Source organism: Mycobacterium kansasii ATCC 12478, from assembly GCF_000157895.3.
In the GTDB taxonomy this organism is placed as follows: Bacteria; Actinomycetota; Actinomycetes; order Mycobacteriales; family Mycobacteriaceae; genus Mycobacterium; species Mycobacterium kansasii.
Genome location: NC_022663.1, coordinates 6060709 through 6075299 on the forward strand (window position 1 = coordinate 6060709; position 14591 = coordinate 6075299).

At 65.5% G+C, this 14591-nt stretch carries 10 protein-coding genes, 1 pseudogene and 1 riboswitch; of the genes and pseudogenes, 7 read left to right on the forward strand and 4 right to left on the reverse strand.

Annotated features, from left to right (window positions below; all coding sequences use genetic code 11):
* Positions 1-17: 17 nt before the first annotated feature.
* On the reverse strand, positions 18-6266 hold the full coding sequence (gene pks2, locus MKAN_RS26280) for a sulfolipid-1 biosynthesis phthioceranic/hydroxyphthioceranic acid synthase (protein ID WP_230589220.1): 6249 nt from the start codon (positions 6264-6266) through the stop codon (positions 18-20).
* A 729-nt stretch (positions 6267-6995) separates the two neighbouring features.
* On the opposite strand from pks2, the pseudogene MKAN_RS32335 reads away from it, so the two are divergent.
* Together MKAN_RS32335 and MKAN_RS26290 are read left to right on the forward strand one after the other, a co-directional pair.
* Positions 6996-7097 (forward strand): annotated as a pseudogene (locus tag MKAN_RS32335) (hypothetical protein); the annotation flags it as partial.
* Positions 7098-7105: 8 nt separating this feature from the next.
* Positions 7106-7669 carry a carboxymuconolactone decarboxylase family protein gene (locus MKAN_RS26290; protein WP_099185128.1) on the forward strand — a complete coding sequence of 188 codons (564 nt, stop codon included), beginning with the start codon at positions 7106-7108 and terminating at the stop codon, positions 7667-7669.
* A gap of 27 nt (positions 7670-7696) precedes the next feature.
* Here MKAN_RS26290 and MKAN_RS26295 read toward each other — a convergent pair whose 3' ends face one another.
* A complete protein-coding gene (locus MKAN_RS26295) occupies positions 7697-8131 on the reverse strand; it encodes a PaaI family thioesterase (RefSeq protein ID WP_023373498.1) in 435 nt (144 codons plus the stop codon).
* Between the two features lie 60 nt (positions 8132-8191).
* On the opposite strand from MKAN_RS26295, the gene MKAN_RS26300 reads away from it, so the two are divergent.
* The 5 genes from MKAN_RS26300 to MKAN_RS26320 all read left to right on the forward strand — a co-directional run bounded on the left by MKAN_RS26300 (position 8192) and on the right by MKAN_RS26320 (position 12768).
* A complete protein-coding gene (locus tag MKAN_RS26300) occupies positions 8192-9319 on the forward strand; it encodes an NAD(P)H-dependent flavin oxidoreductase (protein ID WP_023373500.1) in 1128 nt (375 codons plus the stop codon).
* On the forward strand, positions 9316-10008 hold the full coding sequence (locus tag MKAN_RS26305; RefSeq protein WP_023373502.1) for a TetR/AcrR family transcriptional regulator: 693 nt from the start codon (positions 9316-9318) through the stop codon (positions 10006-10008). Before MKAN_RS26300 ends, MKAN_RS26305 begins: the two co-directional genes overlap by 4 nt.
* A gap of 132 nt (positions 10009-10140) precedes the next feature.
* Positions 10141-10310, forward strand: a riboswitch (M-box (ykoK) riboswitch).
* A 285-nt stretch (positions 10311-10595) separates the two neighbouring features.
* Complete coding sequence (locus MKAN_RS26310) at positions 10596-10844, forward strand: Rv1535 family protein (protein ID WP_023373504.1); 249 nt, start codon at positions 10596-10598, stop codon at positions 10842-10844.
* Between the two features lie 267 nt (positions 10845-11111).
* Positions 11112-11894, forward strand: coding sequence for a glycosyltransferase family protein (locus MKAN_RS26315; protein WP_225722812.1), 783 nt, complete (start codon positions 11112-11114; stop codon positions 11892-11894).
* A gap of 157 nt (positions 11895-12051) precedes the next feature.
* A complete protein-coding gene (locus tag MKAN_RS26320; protein ID WP_023373509.1) occupies positions 12052-12768 on the forward strand; it encodes a glycosyltransferase family 2 protein in 717 nt (238 codons plus the stop codon).
* Between the two features lie 307 nt (positions 12769-13075).
* Here MKAN_RS26320 and MKAN_RS26325 read toward each other — a convergent pair whose 3' ends face one another.
* Positions 13076-13777, reverse strand: a complete 702-nt coding sequence (locus tag MKAN_RS26325) for a class I SAM-dependent methyltransferase (protein WP_023373513.1) — start codon at positions 13775-13777, stop codon at positions 13076-13078.
* 29 nt (positions 13778-13806) lie between these two features.
* Positions 13807-14529, reverse strand: coding sequence for a GAP family protein (locus MKAN_RS26330; RefSeq protein WP_023373515.1), 723 nt, complete (start codon positions 14527-14529; stop codon positions 13807-13809).
* Positions 14530-14591: the final 62 nt, after the last annotated feature.

The following is a 14591-nucleotide window of genomic DNA, read 5'->3' on the forward strand; positions in this document are numbered from 1 at the left end:
GAATACGCCGCACATCGTCACCGGATCGTTTCTTTGACGGCCAGCTTTTCACACAGGTAATCGGCGAAATCGCGAACCGTGGTGACATCAGTGGGGCTGCAGCGTATCCCGACCTCGGTTTCTATACGGGTCCGCAGCTCCAGATTGCCCAGCGAATCCAGCCCGTATTCGGAAAGCGGGCGATCCGGATCGACACTGCGACGCAAAATCACAGCGATTTGTTCGGAGATCAGTCGTCGAAGCCGTCCCGGCCACTCTTCTAGCGCCAGTTCCAGCAGCTCGCCACGGAATGTGCTTTCACCGGGCCGATTCCGGGTAGGAGAGTGGAAACCCTCGGCAAACCGGCTGCGTGCGGCCAGGGCCGTCAGCCATGGTGATCCGACGACCGGGACATAACCGCTATAGGCGCGGGTGTGTCGAAGCAACGCCTCGAACGCGTATGCGCCCTCGTCGGGGGCGATCATCGTGGTGTCGGCGTTTTCGGCGAGGTGTGCACCCCGGCCGACCTCGGCCCACGGGCCCCAGGCGATCGCGGTGGCCGGAAGTCCGCGAACTCGCCGCCACTGCACGAAGGCGTCAAGCCAGCTGTTGGCCGCCGCATAGGCGCCCTGACCGGGTGAGCCCAGTAGGGCAGCTGCCGACGAGAACACGGCGAACCAATCCAGCGGTTGGGTGGCGGTCGCCTGGTGCAGGTGCCAGGCACCGTGGACCTTCGGCCGCCAGTCCCGCTCGATCAGCTCGTCGGTGACGTTGGACAGGATGGCGTCTTCGACGACGGCGGCCGCGTGCAACACGCCGCGCACCGGCAGCCCGGTCGCTGTTGCGGTTGCCACCAGCCGGCCCGCGGTGGCGGGCTGGGCGATGTCGCCGCACTCGACCACCACGTCCGACCCGGTGGCCTTGACCAGATCTATTGTCTCCCGGGCCTTTTGATCCGGCTGGGCGCGCGAGTTGAGCACGATGCGGCCAGCGCCGGCGTCGGCCATCTTCTCCGCCAGGAACAACCCGAGGCCACCGAGGCCACCGGTGATGATGTAGGAGCCGTCGGGCCGGAAGACCGGGATCTGTTCGGGCGGGAGCACCACGGTGCTGCGTCCGGTGTGCGGGATGTCGAGGACGAGTTTGCCGGTATGCCCGGCGGTGCTCATTGTCCGAATCGCTTCGGCCGCCTGGGTAATCGGGTAATGCCTGGACTGAGGCATCGGCAATGCGCCGTCGGCGACCAGCCGGTAGACGGTGCTCAACATATCCCGGATCCGGGAGGGGTGGGTAAGCGTCATCAACGCCAGGTCGACGGCGTGGAAGGTGAGGTTGCGCCGCAGGGTGAACAGCGCCAGCCGGGTGTCGTCGTAGATGTCGCGCTTGCCGATCTCGACGAATCGACCGCCGAAAGACAACAGCGCAAGGCCGGCGCGCTGGGCGGTACCGGTCAGTGAGTTGAGCACGACGTCGACACCGTAACCGTCGGTGTCCCGGCGAATCTGGTCGGCGAACTCGCTGCCGCGCGAGTCGTAGACATGGTCGATTCCCATGTCGCGCAATAGCTCTCGACGTTTCGGGCTGCCGGCGGTGGCGAAGATCTCGGCGCCGGCGAAGCGCGCGATCGCAATCGCGGCCTGTCCCACTCCGCCGGTGGCGGAATGGATGAGCACCTTGTCGCCGGCTTCGATGCGGGCCAGGTCGACGAGGCTGTACCAGGCGGTGGCGTGCGCGGTGGTCACCGCGGCGGCCTGCCGGTCGGTGAGCCCAGGCGGCAGCGTTGTTGCCAGTCGGGCATCGCAGGTGATGAACGAGCCCCAGCACCCCGCCGATGACATGCCGCCCACGCGGTCGCCGATCTGGTGATCGGTGACATCGGAACCCACGGCGGTGACCACGCCGGCGAAATCCGCGCCGAACTGCGGCGACAGATCGTCGAAGGCGGGGTATCTGCCGAAGGCGATCAAGACATCGGCGAAGTTGACGCTGGATGCGCTCACGGCGACCTCGATCTGCCCGGGACCCGGCGGAATTCGCTCGGCCGCCGCGACTTCCATCGTCCGCAGGTCTCCGGGCGTCCGGATCTGCAGGCGCACCAAGTGTCGGTCGTGGTCGGCGACGGTGGTTTCCCGCTCCTCGGACCGCAGCGGCGCCGGGCACAACCGGGCGGTCAGCCACTGCCCCTGTCGCCAGGCGGTCTCGTCTTCATCGGAGCCCGCCAGCAGTTGGCGTGCCACCTGGTCGGCGTCGGTGTGGTCGTCGACATCGATGTGCGTGGTGCGCAGGTACGGGTGTTCGGCGCCGACCACCCGCAGCAGACCGCGTAACCCCGCCTGATCCAGATTGGGGCAGTCATCGGATCGCACCCGCTGCGCGTTGCGGGTCACCACATGCAGCCGGGGGACGGAGCCGGAGACTTCCGGTAGCCGGCGTGCGATGCGCACCAGCTGCTTGACGTTTTCGCTGCCGCGGCGCGGACTTCGCGCATCGTCACCGCCCATACCTTCGGGCGCCAGAACGACCACGCCGGTGACTCCGCCGCAGTCGAGCTGCTTGCCCAGCCGTTCGAGGTTGGCGGCGGGGTCTGCCTGTCGGGGCCAGCACAGTGTCGCGCATTCGGCACCGTAGCGCTTCAACGCATCGGTGAGTTCGGTCGCCAACATATCGGCGGTATCGGAAATGCTGACTAGCAGCCACTTTCCGGAGCCGACAGCATTGACACCATCGCAGCCGGCCGGTTCGCGCTCGCGCCATTCGATGGTCAGCAATCGCTCGGCCAGCAGGCGATCACGGTCGGCGCACTCTGAGAGGCCGGTGCCCATCTGCAGGCCGCGCGCCACCAGCAGCACCGTCCCGTCTTCGTCCATGACGTCGATGTCGGCCTCGACATTGGTGCCGTAGGCAGTCACTGTCGTGTGGCAGTAGCGGGCGTTGCGGGTGGACGCGTAGACACGCAGCCGGCGCAAACCGAGCGGCAACAGCAGGCCGCCGTTGCCCACCTGCCGGACGGCGGGGTGGGCCGCAACGGACTGGAAACACGCATCGAGCAACGCGGGGTGAACTCGGTAGTCGGCCTGTTGCCTGCGGATCGAACTCGGTAAGGCGACCTCGGCGAGCACGGCACTGACCGTCTGCGGTGCGACGTGGGCGGCGGTCAGGCCGGCGAAGGCCGAACTCAACCGAATACCACGCTCCCCGAACCGCTTTCGCACCTCGGCGCCGTCGTGGCGGCACCGATAGGCCCGCAGTAGATCGGCCACGTCATGGGCGGGCGGCCGGTCTTGCGCGGATACGGCCTGCAGTATTGCGCCGGCTCGTCGCACCTTTTGGTTCTGCTGCTCGGTCTGGACGACGAAGCCGGCGACACCGGGTTCCTCCACCGACGCGACGGCGCCGATCGGGGTCTGGTCGTCCAGCAGCAGCATCTCCTCGAAGCGGATATCGCACACCTGCGACTGTTCGCCGAAGATCGTGTGGGCCGCTGCCAATGCCATCTCGCAAAAGGCGGCGCCCGGAAGCGCGGCCACATCGTGGATCTGGTGGTCGCGCAACCACGGCAGCGCCGCCGTGCCGACCTCGCCGTGCCAGACGTGACGCGGCGGCTCCTCCATCAACCGCACGTGTGCACCCAACAACGGATGCGCCGCAACGGTATTGACGCATGAATGGCGGCCTGCCCGGTCGGGGCGCAGCAGCATTCGACGACGTGTCCACACGGGAAGCGGCGCGTCGACCAACTGCCCGCCGGGATGAAGCACGCCGAAGTCCACGGCGGCACCGGCGCTGTACAGATCGATCACCACCGGGCGCAGTCCCCATGGCATCGGTTGCTCACGTCGCATGGCGGCCACCGCGGCGACCGGAATGTCGAGGCTGCAAGCGGTCTGCTGGACGGCCCGCGTCAACAGTGGGTGCGGTGACAGCTCCGCGAACACCCGGTATCCGTCCTCCAGTGCCGCTCGCACCGCGGCGGCGAAACGCACCATATGACGCAGGTTGTCGACCCAGTAGCGCGCGTCGCAGGTCGGCTGTTCGCGCGGATCGAACGACGTTGCCGAGTAGTAAGGAATGGTCGGTTTCATCGGGGTGAGGTCGCCGAGAGCCTGGGATAGCTCGGGCAAGATCGGGTCGACTTGCGGGGTGTGCGATGCCACGTCGACGGCTACCTCGCGGGCCAGCACCTCGCGCTCCTGCCACTGCGCGACGAGGTCGCGAACCGTCTGGGCCGCCCCGCCGATCACGGTGGACTGCGGTGAGGCGACCACGGCGACGACGACGTCGCGGGCCGTTGCGCCGGGCCGGGCGAGCTCCTCACGTACCTGTTGCGCGGGCAATTCCACCGAGGCCATCGCGCCGTTACCGGCCACCCGGAGACACAGCCGTGACCGGCGGCAGATCACGCGTGCCCCGTCGTCCAAGGACAGGGCTCCTGCGACCACGGCTGCCGCCGCTTCACCCAGCGAATGGCCGATCACCGCGCCCGGACGGACTCCGTAGGACGACATCGTGGCCGCAAGCGCGACCTGAACGGCGAACAGCGTCGGTTGGACCCGGTCGATGCCGGTGACGGTGTGCGGGGCGGACATCGCGTCGGTGACCGAAAAGCCGGATTCCGCGGCGATCACCGGCTCGAGCGCGGCGACGGTCGAGGCGAACACCGGTTCGCTGGCCAACAGCTCGGCGCCCATCGCCGTCCATTGCGAACCCTGACCCGAGAACACCCACACCGGGCCGCGGTCGTCGTGGCCGACGGCGGCGGGATAGGGGTGTTCGTCCTCGGCCACCCGGTGCAGGCGCTCGATCAGCTCGGCCCGGCTGTCGGCGACCACTCCGGTACGGACCGGCCGGTGGCCGCGCCGGCGTGCCAACGTGTAGGCCAGATTCGACAATGCCGTGGCGTCTTGGTGCTGGCGTCCGGCCAGCCACTCGGCCAGCCGGCGCGAACTGCCGCGCAACGCCTCGGCCGACGTGGCGGACAGCGCAAAGATCAACGGCGCCGCCGAGTCCGCCGGGTCGTGGCACGTCGCAGCGGCCGGAGCCTGTTCCACAATGGCGTGCACGTTGGTGCCCGACATCCCATACGACGACACCGCCGCCCGCCGGGGCAGCGCGTCATCTTGTTCGGGCCAGGGCGTAACGTCCTGCGGCACAAAAAGTTTGGTATTAATCCCGGCCAGGCCATCGGGCAATTGGGTGAAGTGCAGCATCGGCGGCACCGCCCCGTGCTGCAGCGACAGGATCGCTTTGATGAGCCCCACCACGCCGGAAGCGGCCTCGGTGTGGCCCAGGTTGCTCTTGGCCGAACCGATTGCGCAGGCGCGTTCGACGCCGTAAACCTCTGCCAGGCTTGTGAATTCGACCGGGTCGCCGACGGGGGTGCCGGTACCGTGCGCCTCCACCATCCCGATGGTGGCCGGGTCCACGCCGGCCGCCCGCAAAGCCGCTCGATATGCCTGGGCCTGCGCCTGCGCGGAAGGAATCGAAATGTTTTCGGTGCGGCCGTCCTGGTTGGTTGCGGTGCCGCGCAGCACCGCAAGGATTCGGTCGCCGTCGCGCAGGGCGTCGCGAAGCCGCTTGAGCAGCACTACGGCGCAGCCCTCGGAGCGGACGAAGCCGTCTGCCGAGACGTCGAATGCGCGGCAGCGGCCGGTCGGCGACAGCATGCCCAACGCCGACGCGGAAGCGCCGATCCTGGGCTCCAGCATCACCATGCACCCACCCGCCAGGGCCAGGTCGCTCTCGCCGTCGTTGAGGCTGCGGCAAGCCATATGCACCGCAAACAAACTCGACGAACATGCGGTGTCGAGGCTGACCGCCGGCCCGCGCAGCCCCAGTGCGTACGAAATTCGTCCGGAGGCCATGCTGAACGGAATTCCGGTGAACCCGTACGCGTCTTCCAGGGCGCCAGCTTCGGCGGTGACGTGTGCGTAATCGCTGTGCGCGATACCGATGAACACGCCGGTCAGGGTGCCGGTCAGCGATTTCGGCGCCAAACCGGCGTGTTCCACCGCCTCCCACGAGGTTTCCAGCAGCAGCCGTTGCTGGGGATCCATCGCGGTCGCTTCACGCTCGCCGATTCCGAAGAACTCGGCATCAAAGCCGGCGACGTCGTCGAGGAAGCCGCCCCACCTCGACACGGACCGGCCGGGCACGCCAGGTTCCGGGTCGTAGTATTCATCGGCGTCCCAACGGTCGCCGGGAACTTCGGAAACCAAGTCGTCGCCGCGCAGCAGCGCCGTCCACAACGCCTCGGGTGAATCGATGCCGCTCGGTAGCCGGCACGCCATACCAATCACTGCAACCGGGTCCGCACGCGTGTCGTCCACGGTCAGCCACCTCCCCAGCGCGACCTCCGATCGCCATCTCTTCAGGTGACCGCAGCGTATCCGGTTGCCGGGCCTTCGCAGACCTGCCACACCGCGTCCGGTTTGACGTATTTGCGAATTCGCCGGCGTCGATAGATGGCGAACGCCGCAGCCCCGATAGCTTTTCGGAGCGTCCCGATTACGTCATGCGCCGGCTGTTGACCCCCGGGTGTCTGGCTGCGAATTTCGGCGTTGTGCCACAACAAGTTCGCCCCATCCCGGCCTGCTCCGGGCACGTGACTGCCCGCTATTGACCGGCCTGTCAGCCGTCCATAGTGTGCTGGTATGTCGGACATCGCGGTTGCGCGGGCACGGTTATCACGGGCATCGAAGCCGCCGCGCAAGCTCATCGTCGGTGTGTATCGTTTCCCAGACGACGGCGCGGTCTTCGGGCGCTGCGGAACCGGTCGGCACGCGTGTCATTTGGTCTGTGCCGAACGCCCCCACCTGGCACCTGACTGGACAGTGCTGCCGGTGCGTTGTCAACACGGCCCGCAAGTGGCTCTCCCGATCAATCTGCACAGCGCTGAAATGCCTTGGGGAATAACAGGTTCAGCACCAAGCCGGCAGATGTCGACGTGGTGTGGCGCCTGGGGGCGGCTCGGTGAGCCGGTCCTGGCCCGCCGCGGTCGTTGCCGGCACCAGTGGCCGCCACGCCGTTGCGCGCGCCGCGGCAAGGTTGAGGAACTGCTGGCTACCATGGCCGGCGAACGCGATGGCATCCCTGAAGGACACGGAGTGCTCACACCATGACCCCACCCTTGAAGCCAGCCCGGGTACCCCAGTTGCCGGTCGATGAGGCCAAGGCGGCCGCCGATGAAGCCGGCGTGCCCGACTACATGGCCGAGCTCAGCATCTTTCAGGTGTTGCTGAACCACCCGCGACTGGCGCGCACCTTCAACGACCTGCTCGCCACCATGCTCTGGCACGGCGTTCTGGACTCGAGGCTGCGGGAGTTGGCGATCATGCGGATCGGCTGGCTGACCGCCTGCGACTACGAGTGGACCCAGCACTGGCGCGTTGCATCCGGATTGGGCGTGTCGGCCGAGGATCTGCTTGGGGTACGGGATTGGCGGAGCCACGACGGGTTCGGGCCGGCCGAGCGGGCCGTGCTGGCGGCCACCGACGACGTCGTGCGCGACGGTGCGGTAAGCGCCGATAGCTGGGCCGCCTGCGAACACGAATTACATGGCGACACAACGGTTCTCATTGAGCTCGTCACGGCCATCGGGGCGTGGCGGATGGTCGCTTCGATCCTGCACAGCCTCGAAGTCCCGCTGGAGGACGGCGTGTCGAGCTGGCCGCCCGACGGCGTCTCGCCGTAGGCGCACCGTAATCGAGATGGTCGAGGATCAGACGATCCGATAGGTCTGTATCGCGTGTGCGACGACACTGCCGTCGGCATCGGTGGCGGTGATCTCGGTGAAGGTGAGTTCCTTGCGGCGCCGGGTGGTGCGGGCATGGCACAGCAGGTCGCTGCGTTTGGCGGCGCCCGTGTACTGGATGCTCAACGCGACGGTCGCCGCCCGCATGCCCTTGTCGAAGTCGTGGTTGGACCAGGCGGCCGCAGCGCCGGCGGTATCGATCACCGATGCGATGACCCCGCCGTGAAAGTAGGTGCCGTCGTTGGTGAGGTCGTCGCGGAACGGCAGCCGGATGGTGACGTCGTCGGGCTCGTAACGTTCGAACACGATGCCCAGCCCGCCCATGAACGGGGTGCTGGTCATCAGGTCACGCACCGCCTGGCGGCGCTGGTGTTGCTGTTCAGCGGTCAACGGCTCGGCCATGGCGGCTACGCTACCGGATTAGATTGACATATCAATCAATAGCTCAGTAGCGTCTCCCAAATGCGGACCAGAGTCGCCGAAATGCTCGGTGTCGAGTTTCCCATCTGCGCATTCAGCCATTGCCGCGATGTCGTTGCCGCGGTGACCAACGCCGGCGGGTTCGGGGTCCTCGGCGCCGTGGCGCACAGCCCCAAGCGGCTGGACAGCGAGCTGACCTGGATCGAGGAGCAGACCGGCGGCAAACCCTATGGAGTGGACCTGCTGCTGCCGCCGAAGTATGTCGGCGCCGAGCAGGGTGGGATCGACCGCCAGCAGGTGGCCGAGTTGCTGCCGGCCGAGCATCGCGCTTTCGTCGACGACTTGCTGCTGCGCTACGGCGTCGCACAGCCCGCCGAACCGCAACGCCGGACGTCCGGGGGAGGTCTCAACATCTCGCCCAAGGGTTACGAGCCGCTCCTGGATGTAGCTTTCGCCCACGACATCCGGTTGATCGCCAGCGCGCTGGGACCGCCGCCGGCTGACCTTGTCGAACGCGCTCACGGCCATGACGTCCTGGTGGCTGCGCTGGCCGGCACGACGCAACATGCTCGCCGGCACGCCGCGGCGGGTGTCGATCTGATCGTGGCTCAGGGCACCGAGGCCGGCGGTCACACCGGTGAGGTGGCAACGATGGTGCTGGTCCCCGAGATAGTCGATGCCGTCGATCCGCTTCCGGTATTGGCTGCCGGCGGGATCGCACGCGGCCGCCAGATCGCTGCGGCCCTGGCCCTGGGCGCCGAGGGCGTGTGGTGCGGGTCGGTGTGGCTGACCACCGAGGAAGCCGAGACGCCCGCGGTGGTCAAGGAGAAGTTTCTGGCCGCCAGCTCCACCGACACCGTGCGTTCCAGGTCGATGACCGGCAAACCGGCACGAATGTTGCGCACCGCGTGGACCGACGAGTGGGCCCGGCCGGAAAATCCCGACCCCCTCGGTATGCCGCTGCAGACGGCGCTGATCGGTGACGCACAGCTGCGCATCAGCCAGGCGGCCGGGCAGCCGGGCGCCAAGGCCCGAGAGTTGGCGACCTACTTCGTCGGTCAGGTCGTCGGCTCCCTCAATCGGGTGCGGCCGACCCGCTCGGTGGTGCTCGAGATGGTCGAGGAATTCATCGACACCGTCGGGCGGCTCGAGGGGCTGGTCGACAAGTGAGCACCACCCGGCGGCGCCGGGCAGTCAGCGACGAGGAGAAGTCGCAACGGCGTGACCAGATCATGGCCGCAGCCAAAGAAGTCTTCGCCCGCAACGGTTTTCACGCCACCACGATCGCGGACATCGCCAAACAGGCCGGCCTGGCGTACGGCTTGATCTACTGGTATTTCGACTCCAAGGACGTCCTGTTCCACTCGTTGATGGCGGCTGAAGAGGATGCGTTGCGCGCGCATCTCGCCGATGCGCTGGTCGCGGCGGGCGGTTCGGCCGACAGCATCGGGGGAGAGGTGTTGTTTCGGGCCGGGGTCCAGGCCACGTTCGAGTTCTTCGAAGCCGACAAGGCCACCGTCAAACTGTTGTTCCGGGACGCCCATGCGCTCGGCGACCGGTTCGAAAAGCACCTCGGCGGGATCTACGAACGGTTCATCGACGACATCGAAACCTTCATCGTCGCTGCTCAGGAACGAGGTGAAGTGGTGGCGGCGCCGCCCCGGATGGTCGCCTACACGCTGGCCGCGTTGGTGGGCCAATTGGCGCACCGGCGCCTGAGCACCGACGACGGGGTTACCGCGGCTCAAGTGGCGGACTTCGTCGTGTCGCTCGTGCTCGACGGGCTGCGCCCGCGTCCGGAGCCGGACGGACGTGTCGCGCCGATCGATTCATATGTAAGTCACAGGCGCCGGCTTTGAGGGTATAAGACCAGTTCAGAATGCGTAAACCTGCTGAATTGCTGTCAACGCCCCTCATGAATACGTAAAGATTCGGACACGGGCGCCGGGTTCGTTTGACCGACTCGCATCGGTAGTGCATCATCTGTCGGGTAAGCACCTCGTTAGGTGAGGCGGCTACACGAACACAGGCCACTGACCCCGAACGTCGAAAGACGCCCCGGGTCAGGACAGCTCCTCCCGGCTTAAGGGTTGAGCCCAGGTGGCTTCCGGATTACCGGACACGTCGTGTGGTGCCAAAGCTCTGACGAGAGGGGTGCGGGCTCCGACGGTCGTCGGCATTCCGTTGCTCCTGTGTGCACGTAGAACGTGCGGATTACCGCGCGTACCGCGACCGCGAGGAGGTGAGGGACCCATGAGTTCCGGTGACAGTCCGGACCGATATCCGGGCTCTGTTTCGTCCCGATCCGATCGCCGGCGCGACGTACTCTGCTGAGTCGTCACACCTAGATCAGCCCTGCTGGATCGGAATCGCTACGGGACGGGACTACAGCTCTTCAGCCAGTCCAATCAGTCCATAGCTTTGATCTCCCCGCTAGGAGCCGATCATGACCGCTGTTCTGTACGACGAAGTAGTAACCGCAACCCCCGCTCCCCGGCTGCGCGTTGTGCGCGAGGGAGCCCCCATCGAGACGTCCGCGCCCGCGAAGGTGCAGGTGGCGCGCCGTACCGCCAACCCGCCTTTCGGTGTTGGTGGGGACCCGCTCGTGGACGGGGCCGCCCGCTTGCTGACCATTCCGATTCGGCATGTCTACGCGGCGCTGTGGCGCATCGGTGTGCTCGAAGTTCGGGTCTAGCCCGATGGATGGCGAGCATTTCCACCCCCTCCGGCGCGGGTATGCCTGACGCATAGCTCCAAGGGGCTGGTTGATCGCAGACGTACTTGTCGGTGTTCTGCGGTTTGGCAACCCCTTGGGGCACTTGCGTCCCGGCCCCGTTCGCCGCTGTCCGGTGCTGAGTTTTGCGATGCTGTTGCGAGCCGACGAGTCGCCCATGTTGAGCGTGCCGGTATGGTCTGGACCTCGTCATCTCGTCCGGAATGGCCCTGAGCGTGGCATTGGCCGGTGTACGGTCGACTCATGTCTGTACTGATTGTCGTCCCAGTGTTCGGGCAGCATGAGTACACCCATGCTCTTGTCGGCGACTTGGAGCGCGAGGGCGCGGAGTATCTAATCGTTGACAACCGGGGCGATTATCCCAGGATCAGCAATGAACGTGTCGTTACTCCCGGGGAGAACCTCGGCTGGGCCGGGGGCAGTGATCTTGGATTCCGAATTGCGTTCTCGGAGGGGCACTCCCACGCGATGACACTCAACAACGACACCCGCATCTCGAAGGGCTTCGTCACCGGTCTACTCGATCCCCGCCTGCCCGGTGATGCGGGAATCGTTGGGCCCATGTTCGACCATGGGTTCCCCTGCGCAGAGGACGACCAGAAACCGAACGCCGCGGATTACATTCCCCGGCCGCGATATCGGGCCGTAAGTGCTGTCGAGGGAACGGCGTTGATGCTGTCTCGCGAATGCTGGCAGGCTATCGGCGGGATGGATGTGCGCACCTTCGGTCGCTACGGGTGGGGGGTAGATCTAGATCTAGCCCTGCGCGCTCGAGACGCTGAATTCGGTTTGTACACAACCGAGATGTCGTACGTCAACCATTTCGGCCGCAGGACGGCCAACACGCATTTCGGTCGATGGCGGTACTTGCTGGGTGCAAACTCCGCGATGGAGCGCACGATGCGGCGCGTGTATGGCCGCAAGTGGCGCAAGCGATTCCCGCCAGGGACATTGCCGCAAGCGGTATCACGGAACCCGATCGGGTATACAGCTTACGAGCTGGGAGAGTGACTCCACCTCCGGATTGACCTCCTGCGGAAAGTGCTCACCGACCGCTGCAGTTCGCCTGCGGCGGTGGTCTCTTCGGCCATTATCTGGGTTCGAGCAAACACACCCTGCTACGATCGTGTCGTGTTGGCTGTCACCTCAGCCGGGGGGTAGTACCGATATGGTTATCTCTCCCGAGCTGTTTTTTTCTATCATCATTCCTGCCCACAACGAAGAGAAATATATCGCCGCCACACTCGAACATGCCGCAAACCTCTCATACCCCACAGGATCATTTGAGGTTATTGTGGTTGAAAACGGCTCATCGGACCGCACATTTGATGTCGCAAAGCGATTCGAGGGCGGCAACATCCGTATCCTCAAGAACGAGAAGGCAGGCGTTTCGGCGGCCAAGAACTTCGGTATCGACCGGCTGTCGCAGCATAGCGACTGGGTAGTGTTCTTAGACGCGGATACGCTTCTCAAACCCAACTTTCTGCATGACCTCAACGCGCAACTGCTGCGAGCATCGCACAAGCCGCTCTCCGTGGGCACCACGAAAGTATTGCCTCTTGGTGGCGGCCGTAACGCGCGTATCTGGTTCGCCGTGTACAACGTGCTGCACCGATTGGGTGGCTCGTACGCCATTCAGATAGCGAGGCGTTCACTCTTTCCTGCTCTCAGATTCGACGAGCATCTGATCATGGGAGAGGATGTCCTGCTGATTAAGCAGGCGCGCAAACTCGGAAAGTTCTTCTACGTGCCGACAGGCACGGTCTACACTTCGACACGTCGTTTCGACACTACAGGATACTGGAGGCTTTACTTCCAGTGGGCATCTTTCGAAATATTGCCGCGGCAGCTGCAAAAACGCCGGCGCTACAAAGTGGTCCGATAATAGTTGGTTATCCACGAAACACGTGTCAGCAAATGCCGGAGGTAATACAACCCGTGTTTGGCGATGGCGGTAACCCGCGTCTCCAACGGGTTAGTCAAAGCCTGCCGTGAACCGCGGCTAACGGCGGCATTTGCTGGGTGCAAACCTGACCCTGGCGCTGGCGATGCGCAAAACCCACGGCCGCACATGGCGCAAGCAGTTCCCACCGGGGACATTGTCACGGCCGCTGTGGGGCAAAGCGGCGACGGCGTACACGACGCACCCGCTCGAGGACTGACCGATCCGGTTACAAGCGTTGCGACGCGCTTCACGAAGCTTGGCGGGCACCCGCTTTGAAAACGCTCAATAGCCCCGGCCTCGGCGCGACCGGCGACCCGACGCAGACATAGTGGAGATATCGGCCGTCGGCGAAGAACCCCAAACTGCCCACGGCAATCGCCACGCCAAGCGGGCCGGGCCAAGCATTGATGCCCTCGATCCGCTGTATCCGCAAGCCCGCTTTCTTGAAGATTCGCACAATGCTCCTGCGGGTGAAGAAACGTATGTAAGTGCGGTCGAACGGGCCAAAGTCCTCCTGCGGGAAGTCTTTTCGGAACAGCACCTGGCCCAGCGCGGGAAGAAAGCGGAAGTTCGGAACCGCGGCGACGACGACGCCATCGGGCTTGAGCTTGGTGCGCAGCTTCCGGAGCGCCGCGCCCGGTTCCACCAGTCGTTCCAGTACGTCGACGCAGATCACCGCGTCGAAGTAACCGTCCGGTAGTTGGGCAATCTCCCGCTCCAGATCTTCGGTGCGGACGCGATCGATGACGGCGCTGGCAGGCCGGGTGGCGTGCTCATCGGACACGATGCCCCAGAGTTCCGCGCCGGTGCGGTCTTTGACCGTGACGCCGAACGACCCGTCCGCGCAGCCGAGATCGAGGACCCGTTGTGCGTCGGTGGGTATGAGCCGCAACGTCTCTGCCGCCGCTTGGCGATAGTACCGCGCGAGGCGGCCGGGTTCTTGTGTCATCGGCTCAGCTGTCAACCCGCGTGCCGGGTTCACTTCATGCCGCTTGCCAGCAGGGCGACCCCCGCCGCGGCGAAGGCAATGGAAAGGATCTGGCGCCGATGCGTCCGTAGCCAGTTGCGCAGCCGCAACATGGTGGCTTCGGTCTTGTCAGGGTTGACCAGATGGCTGACAAGCGGGATCTCGACGATCGCGAGCATCACGAGAAGGTAGGCGACGGTCGCGCTGAGCTGAGTACCGAACGCCGCACCCGAAGCGCCGATAGCGGTGAGCGCCACCAGGTACTCCACCGGCGGTGGTCCCGCCGAACTCAGGCCGGCCACAAACGCGACCCAGGGAAACCCGCCCTCGAGTGCACCCTGGGCGTTTGCCATCAGCCGCGAGAAGCGGGAGGGCTGCTCCTGCACCAGCACCGCCGAGGATTCGCCGGTGGACACCAGCGCGGGCGAACGGACCGAAACTCCGGCGGCGATCAGAGCAGCCACCACTAATGCCACTACACCAAGCACGACTTGGATGTGCCCGACAGTGGAACTTGCCGCCAGGGACGTCACATTGTCGGCGAGGGCATGCGCGAAGTCGCGCAGCAGAAGTAAAACGCCCAGAGCGACGGCTGCGCCCGTCGCCATTCCGCCGAACCAGAAAGCGAGCAGGTTGACCATTGGCCGCGGCTTCGAGATCAAGAAGAGGGCAACGCCCAGACGCACCGGCTCAGTCGCTGTGATCAGCGCGAGGATCAGCACTGTGGTCCACATCTGCCCCCTCCTCCCGTTCGCCGTCTTTCAGCTGACCGACACTGCGTCAACGCATAGGAAGC